This window comes from Nannocystis exedens (assembly GCF_002343915.1).
GTDB lineage: Bacteria > Myxococcota_A > Polyangia > Nannocystales > Nannocystaceae > Nannocystis > Nannocystis exedens.
Genome location: NZ_NETK01000001.1, coordinates 3,366,172 through 3,391,287 on the forward strand (window position 1 = coordinate 3,366,172; position 25,116 = coordinate 3,391,287).

The 25,116-nt window shown below is 72.3% G+C and carries 22 protein-coding genes; 8 read left to right on the plus strand and 14 right to left on the minus strand.

Annotated elements, in window-relative coordinates; all coding sequences use genetic code 11:
* Positions 1–63: 63 nt before the first annotated feature.
* Positions 64–393 carry a LysR family transcriptional regulator gene (locus NAEX_RS13205; protein ID WP_096327861.1) on the plus strand — a complete coding sequence of 110 codons (330 nt, stop codon included), beginning with the start codon at positions 64–66 and terminating at the stop codon, positions 391–393.
* 321 nt (positions 394–714) lie between these two features.
* Here NAEX_RS13205 and NAEX_RS13210 read toward each other — a convergent pair whose 3' ends face one another.
* The 3 genes from NAEX_RS13210 to NAEX_RS13220 form a co-directional block, all read right to left on the minus strand.
* Positions 715–1,419, minus strand: a complete 705-nt coding sequence (locus tag NAEX_RS13210; RefSeq protein WP_170135689.1) for an EF-hand domain-containing protein — start codon at positions 1,417–1,419, stop codon at positions 715–717.
* A gap of 473 nt (positions 1,420–1,892) precedes the next feature.
* Positions 1,893–2,600, minus strand: coding sequence for an O-methyltransferase (locus NAEX_RS13215; protein WP_096327863.1), 708 nt, complete (start codon positions 2,598–2,600; stop codon positions 1,893–1,895).
* 383 nt (positions 2,601–2,983) lie between these two features.
* Positions 2,984–3,568, minus strand: a complete 585-nt coding sequence (locus tag NAEX_RS13220; protein ID WP_096333599.1) for a superoxide dismutase — start codon at positions 3,566–3,568, stop codon at positions 2,984–2,986.
* A 420-nt stretch (positions 3,569–3,988) separates the two neighbouring features.
* Here NAEX_RS13220 and NAEX_RS13225 point away from each other — a divergent pair, with 420 nt between their 5' ends.
* From NAEX_RS13225 to NAEX_RS13240, 4 genes are all read left to right on the plus strand, one after another.
* Complete coding sequence (locus tag NAEX_RS13225; protein ID WP_143140688.1) at positions 3,989–5,614, plus strand: hypothetical protein; 1,626 nt, start codon at positions 3,989–3,991, stop codon at positions 5,612–5,614.
* A 70-nt stretch (positions 5,615–5,684) separates the two neighbouring features.
* Positions 5,685–6,725 (plus strand): hypothetical protein, encoded by a 1,041-nt coding sequence (locus tag NAEX_RS13230; RefSeq protein WP_096327865.1) that lies wholly within the window; start codon positions 5,685–5,687, stop codon positions 6,723–6,725.
* Entirely contained in the window at positions 6,722–9,058 is a 2,337-nt protein-coding gene (locus tag NAEX_RS13235) for a TonB-dependent receptor (RefSeq protein ID WP_096327866.1), read from the plus strand. Before NAEX_RS13230 ends, NAEX_RS13235 begins: the two co-directional genes overlap by 4 nt.
* A 131-nt stretch (positions 9,059–9,189) precedes the next feature.
* Positions 9,190–9,567 carry a YidH family protein gene (locus NAEX_RS13240; RefSeq protein WP_096327867.1) on the plus strand — a complete coding sequence of 126 codons (378 nt, stop codon included), beginning with the start codon at positions 9,190–9,192 and terminating at the stop codon, positions 9,565–9,567.
* Positions 9,568–9,621: 54 nt separating this feature from the next.
* Here the strand turns inward: NAEX_RS13240 and ftsA are convergent, their stop codons facing one another.
* The 5 genes from ftsA to NAEX_RS13265 all read right to left on the minus strand — a co-directional run bounded on the left by ftsA (position 9,622) and on the right by NAEX_RS13265 (position 14,645).
* Positions 9,622–10,890 (minus strand): cell division protein FtsA, encoded by a 1,269-nt coding sequence (gene ftsA / locus NAEX_RS13245; protein WP_245913698.1) that lies wholly within the window; start codon positions 10,888–10,890, stop codon positions 9,622–9,624.
* A gap of 9 nt (positions 10,891–10,899) precedes the next feature.
* Complete coding sequence (locus NAEX_RS13250) at positions 10,900–12,102, minus strand: cell division protein FtsQ/DivIB (protein ID WP_100793074.1); 1,203 nt, start codon at positions 12,100–12,102, stop codon at positions 10,900–10,902.
* Between the two features lie 274 nt (positions 12,103–12,376).
* On the minus strand, positions 12,377–12,685 hold the full coding sequence (locus NAEX_RS13255; RefSeq protein ID WP_096327870.1) for a hypothetical protein: 309 nt from the start codon (positions 12,683–12,685) through the stop codon (positions 12,377–12,379).
* Between the two features lie 194 nt (positions 12,686–12,879).
* Positions 12,880–13,719: a phytanoyl-CoA dioxygenase family protein gene (locus NAEX_RS13260; RefSeq protein ID WP_096327871.1), complete on the minus strand. Its 840-nt coding sequence runs from the start codon at positions 13,717–13,719 to the stop codon at positions 12,880–12,882.
* Positions 13,713–14,645 carry a LysR family transcriptional regulator gene (locus NAEX_RS13265; RefSeq protein WP_245913699.1) on the minus strand — a complete coding sequence of 311 codons (933 nt, stop codon included), beginning with the start codon at positions 14,643–14,645 and terminating at the stop codon, positions 13,713–13,715. Before NAEX_RS13265 ends, NAEX_RS13260 begins: the two co-directional genes overlap by 7 nt.
* 24 nt (positions 14,646–14,669) lie before the next feature.
* Between NAEX_RS13265 and NAEX_RS13270 the strand changes: the two genes are divergently transcribed.
* Positions 14,670–15,452, plus strand: a complete 783-nt coding sequence (locus NAEX_RS13270; protein WP_245913701.1) for an SDR family oxidoreductase — start codon at positions 14,670–14,672, stop codon at positions 15,450–15,452.
* 270 nt (positions 15,453–15,722) lie between these two features.
* Here the strand turns inward: NAEX_RS13270 and ftsZ are convergent, their stop codons facing one another.
* The 5 genes from ftsZ to NAEX_RS13295 form a co-directional block, all read right to left on the minus strand.
* Positions 15,723–17,180: a cell division protein FtsZ gene (gene ftsZ / locus NAEX_RS13275; RefSeq protein WP_096327873.1), complete on the minus strand. Its 1,458-nt coding sequence runs from the start codon at positions 17,178–17,180 to the stop codon at positions 15,723–15,725.
* A gap of 1,226 nt (positions 17,181–18,406) precedes the next feature.
* The gene (locus tag NAEX_RS13280; RefSeq protein ID WP_096327874.1) at positions 18,407–19,264 is read right to left on the minus strand and encodes a shikimate dehydrogenase family protein; all 858 of its coding nucleotides are present in this window, start codon (positions 19,262–19,264) and stop codon (positions 18,407–18,409) included.
* Between the two features lie 258 nt (positions 19,265–19,522).
* A complete protein-coding gene (locus tag NAEX_RS47785) occupies positions 19,523–21,325 on the minus strand; it encodes an FG-GAP repeat domain-containing protein (RefSeq protein ID WP_177325939.1) in 1,803 nt (600 codons plus the stop codon).
* Between the two features lie 193 nt (positions 21,326–21,518).
* Entirely contained in the window at positions 21,519–21,725 is a 207-nt protein-coding gene (locus tag NAEX_RS13290) for an Rdx family protein (RefSeq protein ID WP_096327875.1), read from the minus strand.
* Positions 21,726–21,781: 56 nt separating this feature from the next.
* Positions 21,782–22,978, minus strand: a complete 1,197-nt coding sequence (locus tag NAEX_RS13295; RefSeq protein ID WP_096327876.1) for a cytochrome-c peroxidase — start codon at positions 22,976–22,978, stop codon at positions 21,782–21,784.
* A gap of 95 nt (positions 22,979–23,073) precedes the next feature.
* Between NAEX_RS13295 and NAEX_RS13300 the strand changes: the two genes are divergently transcribed.
* The gene (locus tag NAEX_RS13300) at positions 23,074–23,469 is read left to right on the plus strand and encodes a TraR/DksA family transcriptional regulator (protein WP_096327877.1); all 396 of its coding nucleotides are present in this window, start codon (positions 23,074–23,076) and stop codon (positions 23,467–23,469) included.
* A 116-nt stretch (positions 23,470–23,585) separates the two neighbouring features.
* On the opposite strand, the gene NAEX_RS13305 is transcribed toward NAEX_RS13300, so the two are convergent.
* Positions 23,586–24,653: an alkene reductase gene (locus NAEX_RS13305; protein ID WP_096327878.1), complete on the minus strand. Its 1,068-nt coding sequence runs from the start codon at positions 24,651–24,653 to the stop codon at positions 23,586–23,588.
* 118 nt (positions 24,654–24,771) lie between these two features.
* On the opposite strand from NAEX_RS13305, the gene NAEX_RS13310 reads away from it, so the two are divergent.
* On the plus strand, positions 24,772–25,089 hold the full coding sequence (locus NAEX_RS13310) for a hypothetical protein (RefSeq protein WP_096327879.1): 318 nt from the start codon (positions 24,772–24,774) through the stop codon (positions 25,087–25,089).
* Positions 25,090–25,116: the final 27 nt, after the last annotated feature.

Below are 25,116 nucleotides of genomic sequence, written 5' to 3' on the forward strand. Positions count from 1 at the left end.
CTCCCGGTCGCCGGCGCTGCCGCGCACTTGCCTCGCGCGGCCGCCGGCGCGTAGCCTGGGCGCGTGAGCCTGACCCAGATCAGCTACTTCGTCGCCGTCGCCGAGGAGCAGCACGTCGGCCGCGCGGCGCAGCGGCTGCACGTGTCCCAGCCGCCCGTGACCCGGCAGATCCGCCAGCTCGAGGACGAGCTCGGCACCCGCCTGTTCGACCGCACCCCGCGCGGCGTCCGCCTCCTGCCCGCCGGCGAGCGCTTCCTCGCCCACGCCCGGGCGATCCTCGCCGAGGTCGACGCCGCTCGCCGGGCCGTCGCCGAAGCTCTATCGAAGGACATGCCCGATGGGACAGGGTCTTCTGGACATGTCCCAATCGCCACCTGGCGCCGACCGTCCTGAGAAGACAGGCGCCGCCGATCATGAGACCGCGGCGCCTCCGCGCTGGGCGGCACAATCGCCCCACGGCCCGGCCGAGCCAGCCGCCGCGACGCCGCGAAGCACCGCCCATCATGAGACGGCTGCGCCTCCGTGTTCGCTTCCCCGAGGCACACTGCCGAGTCAGCCGCCCTGAACAGCTCAGGCGCCGATCATGAGACAGCGCGCGCTCTCGCGTCGCGTCGAACGGGCTCCAGGGCCGCGCCGGCCGTCCCTGAAACGGCGAAGCGCCGCCGCCCGTGAGGGCAGCGGCGCGTGCCTGACCCGGCTTCGCAGGGGGTCCGCTCATTCGCCGCGCGGGCCGCGGTGCTTGTCGCCGTGGTGGGCCTGCTTGAACGCGACCAGCTCCTCGCGGCTCAGCTTGCCGTCGCTGTTGTTGTCGGCCTCGGCGAACTTCTCGGCCAGCTTGTGATGCCCGGCCACCTCGTCGGCCGTCAGCGCGTTGTCGCTGTTCACGTCGAGCTTGGCCATCATCATCGCCGCGCGCTCGGCCGGGTCCTTGGGCCCGCCGCCGTGCTTGCCGCGGCCCTTCAGCGCCTTCAGTTCATCGCGGCTGAGCTTGCCGTCGCTGTCGGCGTCGGCCTCGGCGAACTTCTCGGCCAGCGGGCCCGCGGTGACCTCGTCGCGGGACAGCGCGCCGTCGCTGTTGGCGTCGAACTTGGCCAGCAGCTTGTTCGCGCGCTCCTCCGGGTCCTTGTGCCCGCCGCGGCCGCGGTGGCCCTTGATCGCCTTGAGCTCCTCGCGGGTCAGCTTGCCGTCGCCGTCGGCGTCGAGCTCGGCGAACTTGGCCTCGAAGCGGTGGCCCTTGACCTCCTCGCGGGAGAGCGCGCCGTCGCCATCGGCGTCGAACTTGGCCATGAAGCCGCCCTTGTGGTGCCCGCCTTCGACCGCCGCGAGCTCCTGCTCGGCGGGCTCCTCGGTCTCCTCCTTGTCGCAGGCGACGAACAGGAGGGAAAGGGACAGGAAGGCGGCCTTGGTGATGCGTGTCATGGTGTGTCTCCTCGTGCCGGGGGCGGCCATCGCCGCGCGGGTCAGGACCCCGGCTCGCATGTTGGTATTCGTCGCCCCCCGACCCCGTGCACGCCGGATTACCGTCGCTTTACAGTCGCCCCCGGCCGCCCCGCCGGCGAGGCCCGCAACACCCCTCCGGGGCCCGTTCCAGGGCGATTGCGCGGCTTCGAGCAGGGCTCCCGGTTACGTTCCGCCAACATTCCCGCAGCCCCGCGGCCCCGCATGCCGAGCCACCTGCGGCGCTCGTGCTCCGCGCCTGCAGAGGCTGCCGGGCCCGGGGCACGCCGCTGCGCGCCTGGACGCCGGTCGCCTCGCTCGAGGCGTGTCCCGGCAGCCAGCAGGGTATCGGCTCAGCGTGAAGGCAGAAGGGAGAGGCGGCCACGGCCTCGGGGATGGGCAGCTCGGGCGGGCCAGGCCGCGCCGGACTCGGCGCAGCCTCCAAGGCTTCGAGGTTACACGCGGACCGAGAATTCGGTGCCGTCGGCGAGGTGGAGCGTCGACGAGCGGAAGCCGTTGGCGGGGTCTTGCATGTACGCGACGTACGGCGCGAGGTCCCGCTTGAACGTGAAGATGTTGTCCCCGATGACCACGCCGCCGGGACGGACCTGCGGGCCGAGCATGCGGATGACCGGCAGGTACAGGTCCTTCCAGCCGTCGAGCAGCACCATGTCGATCGTGCCCAGCGGCCCCTGCAGCGTCTGCAGCGCGTCGCCCTCGCGGATCTCCGCGAACGCCTCGAGCCCGGCCTCCCGGAGGTTCGCGCGCGCCTGCGCGACCTTCTCGGGCACGAGCTCGGTGCCGATCACGAGCCCTCCGCCGTTGTCCCGCACCGCCGCGGCGAAGTAGATCGTCGAGATCCCGAACGACGTGCCGAACTCCACGATCCTGCGGGCGCCGAGCGCTCGCGCGACGAGGTAGCACATCGCGCCCTGCTCGGGCGACAGCGGCAAATACAGGTCCTTGGCGAGCTCGGACATCTCCGCCGCGCTCGCGCGCCGCCGCAACAGCGAGCCGCGCAGCAGCGCCGGCACGAAGCGACGGACGATCTGCAGCCGCTGCCCGGCCGCCGCGCCGTGCAGGCGCTGCAGCACGGCCTGCACGCGAAAATCGCCGATCACGGCGCCGGGTGGATTGTGTTCGGGCGAGAACGGGAGCTTCATGGCGCGAAGGTCAGCACAGCCGCGCCTCGCTGTCGAGCGACGCGACGTCGCAGTGCGTGCCCGGCTCTCGGGACGATCGGTGCGAGCGCCGAGGAATACCCCCCGCGAATCGCCTGCTCCGGCTCACTCGATTCGCAATCGACACGGACATTGCGGTGACGCGTCTTGCGAGTGCAGGGCGTCTGTTTCTACATCGACGGCAACAAACCACGAGCGGACGTCGATTCGCCGGGCCCGCGGAACCTCGGGTGCGGCATGCACGGCCACGCGCACGACCTCGACGGCGGGCTCGACCCCCCGGAAATCCGGCAAGACACCTTCACGCAGCGCGACGGGCGGCAATCGCCCGCCTCGCCGCGCGCGTCATCGACGGCGATGCCGGCTCAGCGCCCGCGGAGGTTGCCGGCGACGAAGTCCCAGTTGACCAGGTGGTCGAGGAACGTGTCGATGTACTTCGGCCGCGCGTTGCGGTAGTCGATGTAATAGGCGTGCTCCCACACGTCGATGGTCAGCAGCGCCGTCTGGCCGTGCTTGAGCGGCAGGTCGGCGTTGCCGGTCTTGGTGACCGCGAGCTTGCCGTTCTGGACCACCAGCCAGGCCCAGCCCGAGCCGAACTGCGTCGTCGCGGCGTTGGCGAACTCCTCGCGGAAGCGCTCGAACGAGCCGAAGTCGCGCGCGATCGCCTCGGCCAGCTCGCCCGTCGGGCGCCCGCCGCCGTTCGGCCGCATGCTGTGCCAGTAGAACGTGTGGTTCCAGACCTGCGCCGCGTTGTTGAACACCCCGCCGTCGCTGCGCAGGATGATCTCTTCGAGCGACAGCTCGGCCTCGGGCTTGCCGTCGAGCAGCTTGTTCAGGTTGTTGACGTACGCGGCGTGGTGCTTGCCGTGGTGGTACTCCAGCGTCTCGGCGCTGATGTGGGGGGCGAGCGCGTCCTTGGCGTAGGGCAGTTCGGGGAGGGTGAACGGCATCGGCAGATCCTCGGGGGTGGGGTACACGAGGCCCGTGGGTGACGGGCCCGGTCCTGGTTCGCCGTTGCATTAGCAGAGCCCCGGGCCGGCGGCGGCGATCGGGTTATCCCATTGGCAGAATGTCAATGTATTGGCAGCGGGCGTCGCGCGCCGATTTCCCGCGGATGTCCGCCGTAAATCGGGCTCATTCATGCGGTCGCATCAATCTCGGCCGCGTCTCGCCGCATCGATATGCGATCTGCCAGCAATGCGCCGGCTTCCGGCTTCGGCCGCGCGAACTGGCGCCTGCCTCGCTTTCCCCGCGCGAGCGCGAGCGCCGCTCCGCCCGCGCCGCGCGCGCACGCCCGTCCCGGGCGTTCCTGCGCGCTTCCCCGCGCCCCTCGGCGCCTGTGTTTTCGCGTACCTTCGACTGGCGTCACCATGTCTGTTCCGACCGCCGCCACCACTGCTTCCGACATTCAGCGCGAGGAGGACGGACGGAGGTTGCTCGCCGCCGTGAGGGAGCGCTTCGCGGCCGCGACGGCGGCGGGCCGCGTGCCGCTGTTCCTCAGCTCGGCCGGCGAGCTGTGGGCCACCTTCCTCGCGGCCGTCCCGGAGCACCTGCGACAGTGGCACGATTGCGCCGCCTGTCGCCGGTTCTTCGAGCGGTACGGCGGGCTCGTGCGGGTCGGCGACGACGGCGAGCTCGTCTCGGTGCTGTGGGATCCGTCGAGCGTGCCTCCGCCTTACGTCGCGGCCGTCACGGCGCTCGCGCAGGCCGTCACGCGCGCGCCGATCGAGGGCGTGTTCCTGTCGTCGCGGCCGCAATGGGGCCAGCCGCGCACCGGCGATTGGTGGCACCTCTCGCTCGAGCCGGCGGCGGCGCAGCTCTACCCCGAATCGCCGGTGCGCACCGCCTCGCAGGCGGCCGCCGAGCGACGCGTCGACCGCGACACCCTCCTGCGCGGCCTCGCCGAGTTCCCGCTCGAGCTGGTGCGGCACGCCCACGCGCTCCTCACCACCGACAAGCTCTACCGCTCCGAGGTGTGCATCAGCGTCGCCGCGTGGTTGCTCGCGCTGCACGAGCGGCTGGCGGCCACCGCCAACCAGCGCGCGCGCGACAACCTCGTGTGGCAGGCCGTCGCGAGCGCGCCCGTCGGGTTCGCGCGGGTGCGCAGCACGATGATCGGCACCCTGCTCGAGGACCTCGCCGCGGGGCTGTCGTTCGACGCGGTCAAGGCCCGCTTCGACGCCAAGATGCACCCGCTCGCCTATCAGCGGCCGACGGCCGCGCCGAGCGCCGGCAACATCGCGCGCGCCGAGGAGATCGTCGCCAAGCTCAGGGCGGCGGGCTCGCTCGAGCGGCGGTTCGCGCGCCTGTCCGACATCGTCCCGCTGTGGGTGCCGGCGCCGGCGCCGGAGAAGCCCGCGCGCGAGGAGCGGGGCGTCTTCTCGCACCTGCGCGAGCGGGCCTCCGCGACCACGTGGCACGACGTCCCGCCGACCGTGATGACGTGGGACAAGTTCTCGCGCACCGTCCTGCCGACCGCCGAGGGGCTCGAGTTCCTGGTCCCCGACCGGCCCGATTCGTACCTCGGGCTGGTGACCGCCAAGAACCCCGACGCGCCGCCGATCGTGCAGTGGGACCGCGAGGGCGCGCGCAATCCGGTCACCTGGTACCTCTACGTCAACGGCTCCGCGCCGGCGCGGTGGAACCTCAAGCCCGGGCAGTTCCACCCGGTCACGGCCGTCACCTACCAGCCGTCGATGTGGGGCGACGCGGCCAAGTTCCCGCATCATGGCCAAAAGGTCATCTTCATCCTCAAGGGCGCGAAGGACCTCGAATACAGCGGCGGCGCCGGCTTTTTCCCTTCGTTCCTCAAGAGCGAGTACCACGAGATCCGCAGCACCCTCGAGGCTTACGCCAAGAGCGCCGTCGTCGAGGGCAAGGACGACGCCGAGGCGTGCGGGATCTGCCTGCAGAAGGGCACCACCTGGGACTACACCTTCCGCGTCGCCGGCAAGGGCGGCGTGCGCCTCGTCTACAAGCTCGACCGCTGGGACTGACGCGCCGCGAGAAGCGCGCAAAGCCGCCGTGGTGGCATACGGGAGCCTCGTCGAGTAGGGTGAGGTCTGCATGCGCACCCTGGCTCTGGGCGCCGCGATCCTGTGCGGCGCCGCCTGCATCCCCTTCGAGCCCTATTGGTGGATTCAGGACGCGAGGTTGCTCGGCACGCGCATGACCGTCGTCGAGCCCGGCGGCTATTCGACGCTGCTCGCGGTGCCGCCCGGCCAGCAGCGCGCCTCGGCCTTGCCGCTCGACACCGTCGAGGTCGAGTGGATGGTCGCCGCCGCCGAGGACACCGAGGTGCAGCCGCCGATCTGGCTGGCATGCACCCGCCCGGGCTGCATCGAGGCGTTCTACAACCGCGGCCACGGGCTCCTCGACTGCCCGCAGCCGCTGCCGTTCGACGTCCCGTGGGCCTGCCGGCTCGGCGAGGGCCACAAGATCCGCTTCGGCTTCGGCGGCGCCTTCACCCTCAATCTCGGCTACCAGTTCGCCGGCCTGTCGCTGCTGGCGATCGGCAGCCGCACCGCCGACGTCCCGTCCGCCACCTGCCTCGAGCGCTACCGCACCAGCCCGCACGCCGGCCTCGAGCAGTGCCTCATCGGCCGCGACATCCACGTGCCCGGGCCGCTGTGGGCCGTGTTGCCGTTCGCCCCGGAGCTCGGCGAGCTGCCGCTCGAGTTCGTCCTCCAGGCGCCCGACACCCACCCCGACATCATCGGCTTCCGCGTGTCGCGCGAGCGGGACGCCGAGCGGATCGAGGTCCTCGCCGAGCCCGAGGACACCGTGTTCGTCGAGCCGGGCGAGCGCGTCATCGTCCTGCCGCTGCTCGTCGCCGGCGGCGCGCAGGACTACGTCGACCTCATCGACCCCGACGCCGACGGCCCCGAGCCGCCGGACCTGAGGCACGGCCGCGAGGAGGTCCGCTTCGAGGTCCATCTCACCGCGATCGTCGATCAGTTCGACGCGCCCAGCCGCTGGGACCCCGCGGCCGACATCGAGTGGGTCGTGTCCGACCACCCCGAGCCGATGACGATGTACGTCCTGGCCCGTGACGATCGCGCCGGCGTGGGCCTGGCCCGCCTGCACTTCGCCGGCAAGAGCCCATGATCGCGGCGATCCTCCTCGTCGTCCTCGCCGCCGCTCCGGCGGCGCCGAAGGCCGCGCCCGCGGCCGGCGAGCGCGCCGCGCGGGCGACCGTCCAGGGCAGCTTGCGCAGCGCCGGCGAGCGCACCCCCGTCGCCGGCGCCAAGGTCTTCGCCACCGCCCGCCGCGGGCCGGCGTGGACGCGCGAGGCCGTGTCGGGCGAGGACGGCCGGTTCATCCTCACCGACCTGCCGGCGCAGGACTTCATCCTCACGGTCGTCGCCGCCGAGCATCAGCGCCTCGAGCAGCCGACCACCGCCCCCTTCTGGCGCCGGCGCAAGCCGCCGGTGATCTACCTGCAACCCGTGGGCACCGGCAGCTATCGCACGATCGTCCAGCAGGAGCGGACCGTGCGGCCGAGCCCGTACAGCGCCCGCCTCGCGCCCGACGAGATCCAGGGCTTGCCGGGCAGCCAGGGCGACCCGCTGCGCGCGCTGCAGAACCTGCCCGGAGTGGCGCGCGCCCCCGGCGGCCTCGGCCTGCTCGTGCTGCGCGGCGCGACCCCCAATCAATCGCAGGTGTTCTTCGGCGAGCACCCGCTGCCGCGCGCCTTCCACGTGCCCGGCCTCGCCAGCGTGGTCCAGACCGGCGTCCTGCAGGACCTGCAGTACATCCCCGGCAGCTTCTCCAGCCATTACGGCAACGCCGTCGCCGGCGTGGTCACCATGACCCCGCGGGTCGGCCGGCGCGACGGCCTGCACGGCCACGCCAAGCTCGACATCACCTCGGTCGGCGGCCTGGTCGAGGGCCCGCTCGGCAAGGGCTCGTTCCTGATGGCGGCCCAGCGCGGCTACCTCGACCTCGTGCTCCGGGCCCTGCCCTCGGACGTCCGCGGCGACGAGTTCATCCGCCCGCGCTACCACGATTATCAGCTGATCTTCGACCACCCGGTCGGGCGCGGCGGCAGCCTCACCGCGCGGATCCTCGGCGCCACCGACGACATCCGCTACCCCGACTCGAACTACAGCCCCGGCTCGAACTTCGCCCTGCGCGCCGGCTTTCACCGCTTCGACCTCAGCTACCGCAAGCGCCACGGCACCTGGGACTTCTTGCTCGCGCCGGCGATGCGGCTCGACCGCACCGTGTTCGAGACGAGCGAGCTGTACCGCCGGCGCAGCGACGTCGTCGGCCTGCTGCGCGCCGAGCTGACCGCCCGCCCGTCGCGGCGGTTCCTGCTGACGCTCGGCCTCGACACGCAGGTCGATCGCTACACCACCCGCACGCACGTCGAGCCGTCGCAGTGGGCGCCGCCGGACTCCGAGAACTACGACACCAGCGACCGCGGGGTCGTGTCGACCACCGGCGTGTACGTGTCGTCGCAGATCGGCGGCGGCCGCTTCACCCTGTTCCCGGGCCTGCGCGTCAACCTGTTCACCGGCAAGGAGAACGCCGCGTTCGCGGTCGACCCGCGCGTGCTGGCCCGCGTCGTCGCCCACGACCGCGTGACCCTGCAGTTCGGCGCCGGCCTCTACTCGCAGGCCAGCCAGCGCAAGTACGAGGAGACCTCGGGCTTCATCTCCAACTCGGAGAACCCCTACGGCGGCACCACCTCGATCGCCGGCTACAGCCCGCTGGTCCTGCCCGGCGCGCTGCGCTACCTCGACGCGCGGCTCGAGTTCGACCCCCACGGCCGCGTCGGCGCCGCCCGGGCCTCCCAGCTCAGCGCCAACCTCCACGTCGACATCACCAGCACCCTCGGCTTCGACGGCACCGTCTTCTACCGCCACGTGCGCGACAACCTGCCGCGCCCGGCGGGCAGCGGGATGGTGCCCGACATCGTCACCGAGACCTACGGCGTCGAGGCGATGCTGCGCCACGACCTGACGGCCCGCCTGTTCGGCTGGGTCGCCTACACCTTCATGAACTCGAAGCTCGGCTTCGCCACGTGGAAGACGCCGCGGCCCGACCTGCCGGCCGACTTCGACCAGCGGCACAACCTCGTGCTGCTGCTCGGCTACAAGCTGCCGCGGCGGTGGACGATCGCCGGCCGCTTCCGCGTCGTCACGGGCCTGCCGTACACGCCGCGGATCGGGGCGCAGATCGAAGAGGGCATCGGCATCCGCCCGCTCGACGGGCCGTTCAACAGCGCCCGCCTGCCGGTGTTCCACCAGCTCGACATCCGCGTCGATCGCACCTGGGTCTACAAGCGGGCGATGGTGGCGGCGTACCTCGACGTGCAGAACCTGTACAACCGCCAGAACCCCGAGGGCGTGCTCTACAACTACGACTTCTCCGACCAGCGCGCGGTCATCGGCGTGCCGATCTTGCCGGTCCTCGGCGTGCGCGTGACGTACTGAGGCGAGGACCCGCCAGCGAGCTCGTCCGCGCCGCGCGGACGGAACCGGCGGATCGCAGCGCGATCCGCCGTGTCGCGGTCCCGTGACTCGGGCGTGGCACGCTCGTGACGCGGCGCTAAGCTCCCCGCGCCATGCCCGACGACAAGGTCCAGCCTGCGCTGCTGCAGGCCCGCCTCGCCAACGAGCGCACGCTGCTCGCGTGGCTGCGCACCGCGGTCGCGCTGATGGGCTTCGGCCTGATGGTCGCGCGGCTCGGCGTGTTCCTCGACACCCTCGGCCGGGCCACCCACGACCAGGTCCGCGCCGCCGGCCAGTCGCGCTGGACCGGCGCCGCCCTGCTGATCACCGGCAGCATCGTCGCCATCATCGGCTACCACCGCGTCCGCGCCTACGCCAAGGTCATCGACCCGCAGCGCGGCCCGCCCGGCGACCGCGGCCTCGACCTCACCGCCGGGCTCGTGATCCTCCTCGGCGCCGGCCTGGCCACCTTCGTCGTCGCCATGTACTGAAGGGCATGTCCCCGGGGACATGCCCTTCTGCGCATGCTCCTTCGAGCATGCCTTTTAAAACATGTCGCGCATCCAGCCGACGAAGCGCTTGCCGAGGCCGGGGCGGCGCTCGCCGCGGGGCGGCTGGACCTCGACGGCGGCCATCGGCTGGTGGGAGGCGCCGTAGAGCACGAGGCCGACGCCGGTCGAGAACTTGGGGTCCTGGATGACCTGGGCGAACCCGCCCTCGGTCAGCGACGGCTGGCCGCGGCCGAAGCTGGCCCCGTGGACCGGCACGCCGCGGCGGACCGGCATCTGGAACACGTCCTCGACGATCTCGACCATGCCCTCCATCTGCGAGCCGCCGCCGGTGAGGACGATGCCCGAGCCGGCCATCTCCATCATCCCGGACTTCAGCAGCTCCTCCTGGGCCATCAGCAGGATCTCCTCGACGCGCGGCTCGATCACCTCGCCGAGGAAGCGGCGGGGGAACACCCGCGGCGGGCGCGGGCCGACGCCGGCCACCTCGACGGTCGCGTCGCCCTCGATCATGCTGACGAGCGCGCAGCCGTGGCGGCGCTTGATCGCCTCGGCCTCGGCGACGCTGGTGTGCAGGCCGTGGGCGACGTCCTGGGTGATCCGGTGGCCGCCCATGACGATGACCGAGGTGAACACGTTGGTGCCCTCGGAGTAGATGGTCAGGTCGGTGGTGCCGCCGCCGATGTCGATGAGCACGACGCCGAGCTCGCGCTCGTCCTCGTGGAGCACGCTGATCGCCGAGGCCAGCGGCTGGAGCACGACCTCGACGACGTCGAGGCCGGCGCGGTTACAGCACTTGATGATGTTCTGGACGCTGGTCGTGGCGGCGGTGATGACGTGGGCGCGGACCTCCATGCGCACGCCGCTCATGCCGATCGGGTCCTTGATCTGGCCCTGGCCGTCGATCATGTACTCGAGCGGCAGGGTGTGGATGATCTGGCGGTCGAGCGGGATGTTGACCGCCTTGGCCTGCTCGATCACCCGCGCGACGTCGGCCTCGGTGACCTCGCGGTTGCGCATGCTGACCTGGCCGAGGCTGCTAAAGCCGCGGATGTGACCGCCGGCGATGCCGACGAACACCGACTGGACCTCGACGGCCGCCATCTGCTCGGCCTCCTGGATCGCCTGGGCGATGCTGTTGGTGGTCGCCTCGATGTTGACCACCACGCCCTGGCGCAGCCCCTCCGACGGACAGGTCCCGACGCCGATGATGTCGACCCCGCTCTCGGTCACCTCGCCGATGATCGCGGCGACCTTGGTCGTGCCGATGTCGAGTCCGACGATCACTTCTCCGACTTCTGCCATGACTCGTTCCTAGTCGTACTTCGGGATCCCGGAAGCAAATTTGTTGCCGGAGACGGCCTTCTTCTTCTTGCTCTTGCCCTTGGCCGGCCTGGCCGGGCCCGCCGGCGGCGGCCCCGGGGCGGCTGGCTCTTGGGCAATGTCCTTGGAGACAGGCTTGTGCGCCCCGGCGCCGCGGGCCAGCACCGCCGCCTCGGCCTCGGCGTCGAGGAAGCTGGCGACCACCCGCTCGGGCGCGCCGGGGGCGGCGTCGAGGTCGAGGTGGACCACCGCGAGCTGCTCGGCGCGCTCGCCCAGGGCCGCGCGCAGGGCGTCGAAGCGGGCCAGCTTGGGCTCGACCTCGCCGCGGCCGAGCCGCAGCGCCGCGCCGGTCTTGGCGGTGTACAGCGCGACCGACCCGCCCTCGTCGACGTGGACCTCCGACAGCCGCGGCCGCGGGGCCTGCTGGTAGGCCGTCAGCGCCTCGAGGCCGCGGCGGATCGCCGCCTGGGCCCGCGGGTCGCCGGCGACCAGCTGCTCGCGGTCGACGCCGGTGATCACCGGCAGCTCGCCGCGCTCGCCCTCCTCGAGCCGCTTGAACGGCACGCCGTCGCGGTCGATCAGGTAGAAGTAGCCCGACAGCAGCGCCGCCGCCGCCTCGTGCTCCTCGACCTCGACGATCAGCGTGTCGGGCAGCGAGCGCTGCACGCTGGCGCGCTTGACCCACGGCTCGGCGGCGATCTTGGCCTGCAGCGCGTCGGTGTCGACGGCGAGGATGTTGGTGCCCGGCTCGAGCCCGAGCAGCGTCTGCAGCCTGTCCACCGGGACATGTGGCGTCGCCTGGTAGACCAGCGACTTGGCCTCGAAGCGGGCCGAGGTGGTCACGTACTGGTAGCCGGCCTGGACCGCCAGCAGCACGCCCCACGCCAGGGTCACGGCGATCGCCAGGCGCGCGGCGAGGCTGAAGAGCCGACGCCCGCGCGCCCCCACCCGCGGGACCGCGGCGACCAGATTCTTCAGGCCCGCGCGCGGCTCGTGCACCGCCGGCTTGGCCCCCGCCCGCGGCGCGTCGACGCGGCGATTGACCCGCACGCCCGCCCGGCTCGCCGTCACCGCCGGCTTGCGCGCGACCGGCGTGGGCGCCGGCATCGGCCGCGGCCGCGCCTGCTGCACCCGTCGGTTCTGCTTGCGCGCCGGCGCGGAGTTCGCGCGAGGGCTGTTGGTGAAGAGACCCATGGCGAAGGGAGCGAGCCTGGCGACTATCAGGCGCCCCATGTGGGGGCAAGAATTCGGCGCCATGTGGGACTGAACATCCGCGCAAGCGCGCGCCCGCGGCGCGGCTGCGCGCGCGGCCGGCTGCGGCTCGACCTGGCGCGAAAGACAGGTCGATAACCCGCGCACGCCACGGTCGCGCGACCTGTCCCCGCAGACGAGCGAGACACGGACCGACCGCGCTCGCATCATTCACATCGAGGTCCTCGGCCTGCGCGGAGCGGCCGGAAACTCACCTTCAGAACGATTGCGGCGCCTGACCGCCGCTCGGCGGCCGGCGGAGCACGCCGTACACCGTGCCCGAGCCCGTGCTGAGCGCGGTACTGTTGGTCGCCGAGGTCATCACAGTGATCGCCTCGCCCCCCATCTTGCAGGCGCGGGGGCGGACCATCTTGCGGAACTTCTCGTCCAGCGGGTCCATCTTCCCGACCTTGCCGATCGTCACATAACCGAGGATCTCCCATTCGCCGCCCGGCCGCATCTTCTCCAGATCGGCCTGGATGAACTCGAGCGGACAGTTCGAGTCGCGGGGCGCAGCAAATACCATTCTTGTCTCGGAGACTTGTGAGCAGGATACCGCCGCAGCAGCGAGAAGGAGAGGGATCAAAGACCTACGCATCGCGGCCGAGGGTACAGAGACACGCAAAGCGATGTCAATGAACCATGAACCCGAGTATCCTCGGACATTTCTTTCAGCTGTCCTCAGAGCTCGTTTCTGAGGGATGTCGAGCGGCTGCGGCGCTACAGCGCGAAGTCCCCCAGCCGCGGCCGCTGCAGCCAGTTGCGCTCCGCCCACGCCGCGCCCTTCTCGGCCACGTGCATCGTGAACGCGTGGCGCGACGCCGCCGAGTGGTTGTGCGAGCTGCGGTGCGGCAGGTGGTCGTGGAACACCACCACCGTGCCCGCGGGCACCTCGAGCGCGACCGCCTCGTCGGGCCCCGGCCAAGGCGTGGCGTCGAGCGTGCGCAGCGTGCCGGTGCGGGTGCGCCAGTCGACCTCGTAGCGCTCGCGCAGCGGCGTGCGGTGGCCGCCGGGCTGCACCCACAGGCAGCCGTTGTCGCGGTGCGCGTCCTCCAGCGCCACCCACAGGCCGGTCACGCACGCCGGCTCGCAGATCAAATACGTCGCGTCCTGATGCCAGCGAACCTCGCCGCCGATCCGCGGCTGTTTGAAAATAAACATCGTCTGCCACAGCACCGGCGCCGCGTAGCCGAGGTCGCGCAGCAGCGCGCCGAAGCGCGGCTGGCGGCAGAACGCGCGGAACTCCGGCACGAGGTCGTGGAGCGCGTGGCCGATCTTGTTGATCGCCAGCCGCGGCGGGCACCGCAGGCGGCCCTCGGGATCCAGCGCACCCTCCTCGAGGAAGCAGCGCACGCCCTCGGCCGAGGCGAAGAACACGTCGTCGCGGCCGGCGTCGCGGTCCTTCGTGGTGAACACGGTGCGCTCGGCCTCGGGGTCGAAGCGGTCGACGATCGCCAGCGCCGCGGCGCGGATCGACGCCAGCGCGTCGGCGCCGACCAGGCTCGGCAACACCACGTAACCCTGCTCGCGGAATTCGTCGACTTGTTCGCGGCTCAGCATCGAGAAGGATCTTTACTCGTCGCCAGCGTCTTGGCGGCGGCGAAGATCTGCTGGCGCAGCCACAGGTGGCCGGGGTCGTCCTGGTGGCGCTCGTGCCACACCTGCCGCACCGTGAAGCCCGGGACCGCCAGCGGCGGCGCCAGCGTCCGCAGCTCGAGGGCCGGGCCGAGCCGACGCACCAGCCGCGCCGGCGTCGTCAGCACGAGGTCGGAGCTGGCGACGATCAGCGGCGCGGCCAGGAAGTGCGGCACGACCAGCGCGATCTGCCGCGCGTGCCCGAGCTCGGCCAGCTGGTCGTCGACCACGCTCTGCGACCCGCCGCGCACGCTGACCAACACGTGGCGCAGGCGCAGGTAGGTCGCCAGGTCGATGGTGCGCCGCACCGCCGGGTGGCCCTTGCGACACACGAGCACCATCTCCTCGGAGAAGAGCGCCTGCTGCTGCAGACCGGGGCTGGCGTCGAACACCACCCCGAGGGCGACGGTGATCGCGCCGGACTCGAGCGGCGCCGCCACGTCGCTGAGCTCGAGCGGGCGGACGCGCAGCTGGACCCCGGGCGCCGCCGCCGACACGCGGGCGAGCAGCGGCGGCAGCAGCACGGCCTCGATGTAGTCGGTGCTGGCGAGCACGAACTCGCGGCGGCTGGTCCTGGGGTCGAAGCGGGCCGTGTTGCTCAAGAGCGCCCCGACGTCGCGCAGGGCGGCCCGCAGCGGCACGAGCAGCTGTTCGCCGCGGGCGGTGGGGATCATCCCGCCGCGGGTGCGGACCAGCAGCTCGTCGCCGAAGGTCGCGCGCAGGCGCGCCAGCGCGTGGCTGGTGGCCGACGCGGTCAACCCCAGCCGCACGCCCGCCCGGGTCACGCTCCGCTCGCTGAGCAGCGCCTCGAGGGCGACGAGCAGGTTGAGGTCCACCCCCTGCAGTTGCACGCCGTGCATCCTATCATGAAAACGATGCGCTTGCTGCAACTCCGCCGCGGCCGCACCATGGCGGCCGAGGACGACGACATGAGCAAGCGAATCATCCTGATCACCGGGGCGAACAAGGGCATCGGCTTCGAGAGCGCGCGACAGCTGGCGCGCGAGGGTCACACGGTCCTCGTCGCGGCGCGCGACGGGGCCAAGGCCGAGGCCGCGGTCGCCCAGCTCGCCCGCGAGGGGCTCGGCGCCGAGGCGGTCGCGCTCGACGTCACCGACGCCGCCTCGATCGCCCGCGCGGCCGAGCAGGTCGGCGCCCGCCACGGCAAGCTCGACACGCTGATCAACAACGCCGGCGTCGCCCTCGAGCCGTGGGGCACGACCACCAGCCAGACCACCCTCGAGCAGTGGCGCGGCACCTTCGAGGCCAACGTGTTCGGCCTGGTCGCGGTGACGCAGGCGTTCCTGCCGCTGATCCGCAAGAGCGAGGCCGGCCGGATCGTCAACGTCAGCAGCATCCTCGGCTCGCTGACCCTGCACGCCGACCCGTCGTCGCCGATCTACGCCATGAAGTCGGTCGCCTACGACTCCTCGAAGGCCGCCGTCAACCAGTACACGATCCACCTCGCCCACGAGCTCCGCGACACGCCCGTCAAGGTCAACTCCGCCCACCCAGGCTGGGTCAAGACCGACCTCGGCGGCGAGCAGGCGCCGATGGAGGTCGAAGACGGCGCGAAGACCAGCGTGTGGCTGGCCACCCTGCCCGCGGACGGCCCGACCGGCGGCTTCTTCCACATGCGCGACCGGCTGCCGTGGTAGCCCGGCGGTAGCAGGAGCTGTGCGAAGGGACATGCCCGCTCGGGCATGTCCCTTTTGCCGTTCGCAGGCCGGCCGAGCGGGCGGGCGCCGGTCTGCGCCGCCTTCACCTCGCGGCCCCCTTCGCGCCGTGACGGCCCGGGGCTCGGCGCGGCGAAGCGGCTCGGCGCGAGCTGTCGAGCCGGGCCGCCTGCCGGTGGCGCTCGGCGCCCGAAAGCACCGAGGGACATGCTCTTTCGAGCATGTCCCTCGCGTCAGGCACTCAGGCCGGCCTCAGCGGATGAAGCCGTTCTCGTCGCGGCGGCGCAGGAACGCCGGGATCTCGCTCGGGTCGCTGCCGACCGCGGGCGGCTCGAGGCGCTGCGACTGGCGCACGCCCTGGTGGATCTGCTGCTGCGGGTGGACCTGCTGCTGCGGGTGGACCTGCTGCTGCGGGTGCGCCTGAGGATGCACCGGCGGGTGGACCTGCGGGGCGCTCGGCTGGCCGATCACGCCCGAGCGGGTCATGCTCGACGAGCTGGCCGAAGGGACAGGCACCGAGGCGCCGCGCTCGTGGACGCTCATGCGCTCGACCATCGACTGGCGCAGGCTGCTGGAGCTCTGCTGCGGCTGCGGCGGCGGCTGCGGCGGGACGGCGGCGAACATCGGGTTCTGCTGCACCGGCTGCGGGCTCGGCATGCCGAACGGGACCTGCACCTGCGAGCGGCGCTTGCCCGGCGCGGTCGACATGGTCGAGCGGATGACCTGCTCGAGCTCCTCCTCGGCCGGCGCGTGACGGTCGAAGCCGGTGGCGATGACGGTGATGCGCAGCGCGTCGCCCATGTTGTGGTCGATGACCGCGCCGAAGATGATGTTGCAGTCCTCGTGGGCGGCCTCCTGGATGAGCGAGGCGGCCTCCTCGACCTCGTGCAGCTTGAGGTCGGGACCGGCGGTGATGTTGATCAGGATGCCCTGGGCGCCGTGGATCGTGACGTCCTCGAGCAGCGGCGAGCTGATCGCCTGCTGGGCCGCCTGCAGCGCGCGGCCCTCGTCGTGGCCGATGCCCATGCCCATCAGCGCGCGGCCCTGACCGGACATGATCGTGCGCACGTCGGCGAAGTCGACGTTGATGATGCCGGGCACGGTGATGAGGTCGGACACGCCCTGGGTCGCGTGCTGCAGCACCTCGTCGGCCAGGCGGAAGCTGTCGAGCAGGCTGGTGTTCGAGGAGGTGACCTGCAGCAGGCGGTCGTTCGGGATCGTGATCAGGGTGTCGACGGCCTTCTCGAGCTTCTCGATGCCCTGCTCGGCGAACCGCAGGCGGCGCTTGCCCTCGAAGCGGAACGGCTTGGTGACGACGCCGACGGTCAGCGCGCCCATCTCGCGCGCGATCTGGGCGATGATCGGCGCCGCGCCCGTGCCGGTGCCGCCGCCCATGCCCGCCGTCACGAACACCATGTCGGCCCCGCGCAGCGCCTCGGCGATCTCGTCCACGCTCTCGAGCGCGGCCTCGCGGCCCTTCTCGGGGTTGGCGCCCGCCCCGAGCCCGCGAGTCACGTCCTTGCCGAGCTGGATCACCGTCGGGGCCATGCTCTTCTCGAGCGCCTGCACGTCGGTGTTCGCCGTGTAGAACTCGACGCCCTCGACCTTGTTCGTGATCATCGTATTGACGGCGTTGCCTCCCGCCCCGCCGACGCCGATGACCTTGATCTTCGCCTGTTGAACGACTTCCTCGAGTTCGAACTGCGCCATACTGCCTGCCCACTTTCCCGTCGGGCTCCTGGCCTGACGGTCATGTGCTTCGCTTCTCGAACTACGCACTTATCCGAGGCGATCGCCCATTGCAAAAAATTTGTGTTCTTCGCGAAGGTATGTAGGCCCATGTAGGTCTAGCTCATACCCACACAAACCCGGCCCAGGCGCCCGAGCGGCGGCGAATTCACCGCGGAGATCGTCAATTCGGGCGTACGGCCGGCCCCGCGGGGGGCCGACCGATGTGTCTCATGGGACAGATTTTGCCTTCCGAACGTGCGGCCGGGCCCGCCGCCTGCGAGTCCGGCTCGACGGCCTCGATCACACGCGATCGCGGCCGATCGTTTTTCAGGGAGATCGGACGCGTCGACAGCTCCGAGGCGCGCCGAGGCGGCTGTCCTCGCGGACAGAAAAGGTGATCAGGTTTTCAGGCCCGATCGCAGCACCAGATCGATCGGCCAGGTTCGAGGAGCGCAGCAGGCGCGGCGACCATGCCCGAGCCCGAGAGACGGCGCAAATTTTCGGGCCTGCCGACCCCGGTGCCACGATTGCGGGCCAACCGCCGATCCACGCATGCAGATCGGGAGCCGGTCCTCGGGGACAGGTCGTGATTGGCCCGCCAGCGGCCATCCAGGCGCCGCTGCGGCGTGGATCGGTCCTCGGGGACAGATCGGCGATCGGCGCAGCAGTCGAACCCCGCCGCCCGGCGCCGGTCCTCCGGGACAGATCCGTTGATTTCGCCCGGCGCAGCCGATCGGTCCTCCGGGACAGATCCGGCGATTCGTCCCCGACCGCACCCGGCGCCGGCGATCGGTCCTTCGGGACAGATCGAGGGATTGGTCTGCAACCCGCACCGAGCCGCGATCGGGACGGATCGGCAATTCGCCCGCAGGCCTCCATCCCGGACCGCCGAGCAGCCCGGGGACGGATCGGCGATTCGCCCGCACGCCCCCATTCCGGGCCGCCGAGCAGCCCGGGGACGGATCGGCGATTCGCCCGCACGCCTCCATCCGGACCGCCGAGCAGCCGGGGACGGATCGGCGATTCGCCCGCACGCCTCCATCCCAGGCCGCCGGCCCGGCTCCGCGGACCGATCGCCGATTCGCCCGCAGACCCCACCCGGACCGCCGAGCCGCCCGGTGACCGATCGGCGATTCGCCCGCAGGACTCATCCCAGGCCGCCGCCCGGGCGCGGACCGATCGGTGATTCACCCGCGCTCGGCGATTCAGCGCAGCGCCGCCCGCATCGCGGCGACGACGTCGGGCCCGAGGGCCCGCCCGAGCCACAGCGCCTCGGCGAACACGCCCTGCCACAGCAGCATCTCGAGGCCGTCCTGGACCAGGGCGCCGGCCGCCTCGGCGAGGTCGAGCAGGCCGCCGGCCGGCCGCGGGTAGACGATGTCGACCACCCGCGCCCCGGGCGCGAGGCCGGCGACCAGCGCGTCCGCCGGCACCGGGAAGGCCGACGGCCCGTGGGCCATGCCGACGGTGGTGCAGTTCACCAGCAGGTCGACCGCCTCGCCGCCGCTCGCCTCGCCCCAGCCGGCGGCGACGACGGGCCCGCCCGCCGGCAGCTCGGCCGCCAGCGCGGCCGGGTCGCGGCTGACCCATCGGACATGTCCTCGGGGACCGAGCAGCTCGCTGGCGATCGCGTCGACCACCGCCCGCGCGGCGCCGCCTGACCCTAGGACCATGGCTTTCAGGACATATTCGGAGGACAGCTGGCGGACGGCCGCCGCGAAGCCCCGACCGTCGGTGTTGTGACCGACGATCGCGCCGCCCTCGAACACGATCGTGTTGACGGCGCCGATGCGCTGCGCCTCGGGGGCGAGGGCGTCGCACAGCGCCAGCGCGGCCTGCTTGTGCGGCACGGTGAGGTTGAGCCCGCCGAAGCCGAGCGCCCGGGCGCCGCGCACGGCCTCGGCCAGGCGGTCGGGGGTGACGTGGAACGCGAGGTAGCGGTGCGGCAGGCCGAGCGCCGCGAACGCGGCGGCGTGCATCGCCGGCGAGCGCGAGTGCGCGACCGGATCGCCGAGCACCCCGAAACACTGCGCCGCCACCGGCCCGCCGCTCGCCGTCGTCATCGCCGGGAGGATACCGCGGCCGCGGGGCGGACCTCGCGTGCGGGCGTGGACGGGGGCTGCGCCTGCGCGGCGCGCACGGCGGAGAACGAGCCCTCGACCGCCCCTCCCGCGCCCCGTGGCTCGCCTCGGCCAGGCCGGCAAGGGGAAACCGCCCGGGCATCCGCGGCGCTCGCGCGGGCGCGAGGCCTCGTGCTCGTCGACTGGCGCGCCGCGACCTTCACCGAGCCGGGCCGGTGAGCGCGCGGGGGGAATCGTCAGCTACGGCCGCGCCGACCGGTAGACGCGCCAGCGCGGGCTGTTCTCGGCCAGGCCCGGCACGTGCCAGCTCCACGGCGCGCCGTCGCCGTTGGGCGCGGCCAGGCCGGTGACGACGAGCTCGGGGCGGCCGTCACCGTCGAGGTCGCCGGTGTGCCACAGCACGGTGCCCTCGTTCTCGGGCACGGCGGCCTGGCCGCGGCCCCACAGGAACCCGCGGCCGAGGTAGCCGCCGCTCGGGGTCGGCCAGCGGGTCGCGGCGACGAAGCCCTCACCTGTCCCGAAGTACACGTCCCAGTACGGCTCGGCGCCGCCGAGCGCCTCGCGCTTGTACACGCCGCCGGCGATCTCCCGCGCCGCGTTGGTGACGACGAGGTCGAGCCGGCCGTCGCCGTCGAGGTCGAGCAGCTCCCAGCCGGTGGCGTCGTACGGCGCGCTCGACATGCCGGCGCCGTCCTGGCCGCCGCTGACGGCGTAGTAACCGCGCTCGCCGGTGCCGCCGCCGGCGGTCGGCAGCGCGACTGTCCTCGGGGACAGCTCGAAGCCGCTGGCGCCGGCCGGATAGACGGCCCAGCCCTGCCCGCCGTCGATCGTCAGCGCGGCCGGACCGGCGGCGACGTCGTCGAGCTGGCCGGTGACCACGAGCTCGCGGCGACGGTCGCCGTCGAGGTCGAGCAGCGCCCACGCCTGGTCGCCGGCGCTCTCGGCGACGCCGCTCAGGCTCGCGAACCCGGTCTTGGCGCCGCCGCCCGGGGGCACCGCCCACACCGTCAGCGGGGCGTCGAAGCCCGTCGCGCCGCCGCGGTGGACCTCCCAGAACGGGCTGTCCGGAAAGCCAGGTGAGACGTGACGCTTCGCGCTGACGCGCCCGGTGACCACGAGGTCGCTCCAGCCGTCGCCGTCGAGGTCGAGCAGCGACCAGGCCGGGGCGTTCGGGGTCAGCGGGGCGCCGTCGGCGTGGTGGAAGAAGCCGGCGTCGTTGCCCTGCGGCAGCGCCCACGCCTGCGGCTCGGCGGCGAAGCGGGCGCCGTCGTTCAAATAGACGTCCCAGCGCGGCGCGTCGGGCCAGCCGAGCGGGACGACGTCGGCCTTGCCCGTGCGCTCGCCGGTGACGACCAGGTCGGGGCGACCGTCGCCGTCGACGTCGCGCGTCGCCCACACGAGGTCGCCGACCTCGACCGCCTCGCCCGCCGCCGCGACCAAACCGCGGCCCGCGAGGCCGACCCCGACCGGCAGCAGCCAGGCCGCGGGCGCGGCCGCGAAGCCGTCGCTGCCGCCCCCGCGGTGGACCTCCCAGAACGGCGCCAGCGGGAAGCCCTTGGTCCGGGTGGTGAACCCGTCGCCGGCCGGATACGCCGCCGCCGTGCGCACGAGGTCGAGCGCGCCGTCGCCGTCGAGGTCGAGCAGCGTCCAGACGTCGTCGCCGACCGCGGCCGCCTCGCCCGTCGGCGCGGCGAAACCCTCGCCCGCGCGCCCGCCGACGGGCACCGCCCAGGCCGCCGGCTGGCGCGCGAACCCGGCGCTCGCGGCGCAGACGCCGTCGCTGCACACCTGTCCTTCCGGACATGGCCCTTCAGGCACCCACGCGCGGCAGCCGTCCTCGCCGGCGGCGCAGCGGGCCACGCCGTCGCCGTCGCACATCGCGGCGCCGTCCTCGCAGACGTCGTCGCAGGCGTTCGGCCCCGGGCCGCCGGAGTCGGGGTCGCCGCCGTCGTCCGACGAACCTGCCCCTTCGGTCAGCTCGACCCCGGCGTCGTCGCTGCCGCCGACGCCCGGATCGTAGCTACTGCACCCCGACACGAGCACGACGACGACAGCCGAACGCGACGCAGCCGATGACATGTCTCATGATTACGGCGCGTCCCCGCGCCGTGCAAGCGCGCGCCCGCCCGTCGTGTGCGCTCTTTTCACGCATCGATTGCCGTAAATCTCGAATCGGCCCCGAGGGCCTGGATCCAGCAGCTCCACGACCATCCGCGCGGGTCGTCGCCGCCGAAGCTCAGCGCGACTTGCCGCCGAGGCGCGGGGCGATCAAATCGACGACCTCGCCGCGCTTGGGGAAGCGACCCAGCTCGTCCTTGCTGAAGATCCGCTGACCGTCGACGAGGACGTCGAACACGCCCCGATCGCCGCGGTGGACCTTGCACTCGACCTTGTCGCCGAAGCGAGCCTGCAGTTCGGCCACCAGACCGGTGGCTTGGGGCAGGTAGTTTCAGCGCACGCAGTAATAGATGTCGACCTGCATGGTGAAATCCTAGCACGTCACTTCGCCGGCGCTGACGCGGCGGGCTGAGCCGGGCTGGTGATGCCCGGGACCGACTGGTCGCCGATCGTCGCCAGCGAGCCCGGGCATTCGAGCGCGCCGAGGAAGGCCACGAGGTCGTCGATCTCCGCGTCGGTGAGGCCGCGGTCGGCGTAGTTGGGATCGAGGTCGGCGCGCTTCGGTCCGCGGGCCATGGTCGCCACGGCGGTGCGGAGGTCCGCCACGCTGCCGTCGTGGAAGTACGGCGCAGTCCGCGTCACGTTGCGCAGGGTGGGGGTGCGGAACTTGTACATGTCGGCCGGATCTTTCGACGCGTCCATGCGGCCCTTGTCGGGGCCCTCACCGGCGTCGGACAGGCCGACGCCCATCTTGTGATAGAGGTCGTCGCTGAAGTTGTCGCCGGCGTGACAGGTGGTGCACGCCCCCTTGCCGCGGAACAGCTCCCAGCCGCGCTGCTGCGCCTCGTTCATGGTGTTCTTGTCCCACGCCGTGCCGCCGCACAGGAGCGTGCGCTCGTAGGCCGACAGCGCCTTGGCGACGTGCTCGGGCAGCACCGGGTCGCCGTCCTTCAGCCCGAACACGCGGGTGAACTCGGCCTTGTACTCCGGCAGCGCGCCGATCTCGGCCGCCTTGGCCGCGAGCTTGTCCTCGCCGACGCCCATGTTGCCGCCCTTCCACGCGCCGAGCGCCTGCTTCTCGAGCGTGGCCGCGCGGCCGTCCCAGTACAAGGCGGTGTGATAGGCGACGTTCCAGATCGTCGGGGTGTTGCGCGCCAGCTCCTTGTCCCCGGGGCCGAGCGCCTTGGCCCGCCCGTCGGCGTTGCCGAGCTCGTTCTGGTGGCAGCTGTAGCAGCTGCGCGTGCCGTCGACGCTGAGTCGCTTGTCCATGAACAGCTTGTGGCCGAGCTCGACCTTGGCGGCGGTCATCGGGTTGTCGGCCGGCACCTCGGGCGCGCGCATGCCCTGCGGCAGCTCCCACGCGTACTCCTCGGCCGGCTCGGCCTTCGCGTCCGCCGCCGTCTCGGGCGCCCTGGCGTCGCCGGCCTTGCCGTCCTTGGCGCCCGCCTTCTCGGCCTTGTCGCCGCCCTTCGGCGCGGCCTCGCCGGGCTCACCGCAGGCGAGCAAGGTGCAGAGCCCGCACGCGAGCGCGGTGCGGAGGCGGTGCGAGGTTGCGTGGTGGGACGGGCGCGCGTACATGCGCCGCACCCTACACCAGTTCCAGGGCGCCCCCAAGCCCGCGGCAGCCGGCGCGACTCGCCCGCGCGCCGGGCCTCGAGTATCCTGCGGCGGCGATGAAGCCGGACGAGCTCGGGCCGATGCGGGCGCTCCTCTTGCAACGCCGCGCCGAACTGCTGCAGGGCGGCGACGTGCCGGTGGAGTTCGAGCAGCAAGAGGTGGCGACCAAGCCCGACGAGGACGCGGCGCCGCTGACGGAGATGACGCAGGTCATCGCCTCGAACCGCAACCGCGCCCGCGTCGAGGCCCTCGCCGCCATCGACCAGGCGCTCCGCCGCATGGCCGACGACCCGGAGGAGTTCGGCATCTGCGAGGCCTGCGACGAGCCGATCGCCCAGCGCCGCCTGCTGCTGGTCCCCACCGCCACCCTCTGCGCCACCTGCCAGCGCGAGGACGAACAGGCCAACAGCACCCGCGGCCGCAGCCGCCGCCACCTCACCGACTTCCGCTGAGGCCGGCCCGCGGGACCCTTCTTCAAAGGGGGCATGTTCTCGAGAGCATGTCGCGAGGAGCATGCTCGCATGGGCATGTCCTTCCGAACATGACCCATGCCTCGTCCCCCCGCGGCTCACTCGAGCGAGTAGTCGGTGTACCCGCGGGCGCCCGGCGTGTAGAACGTCGACGGGTCGCCCTGGGCCAGCGGCAGGCCGGCGCGCAGGCGCGAGACCAGGCGCGGGTTGGCGATGAACGGCCGGCCGAAGGCGATCAGGTCGCCGCGCCCGGCGGCCAGGTCGGCCTCCGCGCGGGCCGCGTCGTATTCGCCGGAGAGGATCAGCCGGCCGCGGAAGTTCTTCCGGATCTCCGCCTGCAGGTCGGCCGGCACCACCTTGCCGCCGAAGTCGACCAGGTGCACGTACGCGAGCCCCAGCGCCGACAGCCCGCGCACCAGGTGGACGAACACGGCGTCGAGCTCGGGGTCGACCGCCATCCCGTTGAACGTGCCGTGCGGGGACAGGCGGATCCCCACTCTGCCCGCGCCGATCCGCGAGACCGTCGCGCGCGCCACCTCGAGGGCGAAGCGCGCCCGGCCCTCGACCGTCCCGCCCCACCCGTCGCGGCGGTGGTTGCTCGCGCTGTTCAAAAATTGGTCGATGAGATAGCCGTTGGCGCCGTGCAGCTCGACCCCGTCGAAGCCGGCCTCGCGCGCGAGCCCGGCCGAGCGCGCGAAGCCCTCGATCGCGGCGGCGATGTCGGCCTCGCTCAGCTCGCGCGGCACCGGGTGCGGCTGCGGCCCCTCCTGGTCGGTGTACATCGCGCCCGCGAGCGCGACCGGCGAGGGCCCGCGCACCTCGGCGCCCGGCGGCAGGTTGAGCGGGTGACCGACGCGCCCGGTGTGCATGAGCTGGACGAAGATCTTGGCGCCGCCGGCGTGCACCGCCTCGGTGACGCCGCGCCAGCCGCGGGCGTGCTCGGGGGTGAAGAGGCCGGGGATCCGCGCATAACCGAGGCCGTCGGCCGCGGGGGCGGTGCCCTCGGTGATGATGAGCCCCGCCTCGCTGCGCTGGCCGTAGTAGGTCGCCATCAGCTCGTTGGCGAGGTTGCCGGGCGCGCGGTTGCGCGTCATCGGGGCCATGACGACGCGGTTCTTCAGCTCGAGGTCGCCGAGCACGATCGGGGTATAAAGGAGCTCGCTCATTGGTTCAGCGTAATGACGAGCCCGCCAGCGAAGTAGATGTGCCGCCGGCAACACATTGTTGCTCCCGGCGGGCCAATCGACGCGGGCCCGCCGATCGCCGACCATCTTTCAAAGAAAAATGGCACCCCGCCCGCTCGAGCCCCTCGACCACTTCATCGCCCGCCTCCGCCGCTCCGCGCCGCTGACCGCCGGCGCGCAGGTCCGCTTCGGCGGCCATCACTTCAGCCACGCCGTGGTGGTCGAAGACGGCCGCTGGCGCGTGCGCCCGCTGGTCCTCGACCGGGCCCGGGCCGACGCCTTTTTGCAAGAGCGCGGCTACTTCATGCCGGAGAACGCGGAGGACCTCAGCGAGCCCGGCGACCCGGTGGTGCTCGAGGCGGACAGCCTCGAGGGGCTGATCGAGCTGCTCAGGGGCGCGAAGTGGCCGATGTGGTAGATCTTCGAGACATGTCCTTCAGGGAAT

Coding starts and splice junctions, on each gene's coding strand:
- ftsZ (WP_096327873.1), bottom strand. CDS start 17,180: ATGGCGCAGTTCGAACTCGAGGAAGTCGTTCAACAGGCGAAGATCAAG.
- NAEX_RS13235 (WP_096327866.1), top strand. CDS start 6,722: ATGATCGCGGCGATCCTCCTCGTCGTCCTCGCCGCCGCTCCGGCGGCG.
- NAEX_RS13310 (WP_096327879.1), top strand. CDS start 24,772: ATGGCACCCCGCCCGCTCGAGCCCCTCGACCACTTCATCGCCCGCCTC.
- NAEX_RS13220 (WP_096333599.1), bottom strand. CDS start 3,568: ATGCCGTTCACCCTCCCCGAACTGCCCTACGCCAAGGACGCGCTCGCC.
- NAEX_RS13240 (WP_096327867.1), top strand. CDS start 9,190: ATGCCCGACGACAAGGTCCAGCCTGCGCTGCTGCAGGCCCGCCTCGCC.
- NAEX_RS13305 (WP_096327878.1), bottom strand. CDS start 24,653: ATGAGCGAGCTCCTTTATACCCCGATCGTGCTCGGCGACCTCGAGCTG.
- NAEX_RS13230 (WP_096327865.1), top strand. CDS start 5,685: ATGCGCACCCTGGCTCTGGGCGCCGCGATCCTGTGCGGCGCCGCCTGC.
- NAEX_RS13215 (WP_096327863.1), bottom strand. CDS start 2,600: ATGAAGCTCCCGTTCTCGCCCGAACACAATCCACCCGGCGCCGTGATC.
- NAEX_RS13260 (WP_096327871.1), bottom strand. CDS start 13,719: ATGCTGAGCCGCGAACAAGTCGACGAATTCCGCGAGCAGGGTTACGTG.
- NAEX_RS13280 (WP_096327874.1), bottom strand. CDS start 19,264: ATGACGACGGCGAGCGGCGGGCCGGTGGCGGCGCAGTGTTTCGGGGTG.
- NAEX_RS13225 (WP_143140688.1), top strand. CDS start 3,989: ATGTCTGTTCCGACCGCCGCCACCACTGCTTCCGACATTCAGCGCGAG.
- NAEX_RS13295 (WP_096327876.1), bottom strand. CDS start 22,978: ATGTACGCGCGCCCGTCCCACCACGCAACCTCGCACCGCCTCCGCACC.
- NAEX_RS13250 (WP_100793074.1), bottom strand. CDS start 12,102: ATGGGTCTCTTCACCAACAGCCCTCGCGCGAACTCCGCGCCGGCGCGC.
- NAEX_RS13210 (WP_170135689.1), bottom strand. CDS start 1,419: ATGACACGCATCACCAAGGCCGCCTTCCTGTCCCTTTCCCTCCTGTTC.
- NAEX_RS13270 (WP_245913701.1), top strand. CDS start 14,670: ATGCGCTTGCTGCAACTCCGCCGCGGCCGCACCATGGCGGCCGAGGAC.
- ftsA (WP_245913698.1), bottom strand. CDS start 10,890: ATGGCAGAAGTCGGAGAAGTGATCGTCGGACTCGACATCGGCACGACC.
- NAEX_RS13300 (WP_096327877.1), top strand. CDS start 23,074: ATGAAGCCGGACGAGCTCGGGCCGATGCGGGCGCTCCTCTTGCAACGC.
- NAEX_RS13255 (WP_096327870.1), bottom strand. CDS start 12,685: ATGGTATTTGCTGCGCCCCGCGACTCGAACTGTCCGCTCGAGTTCATC.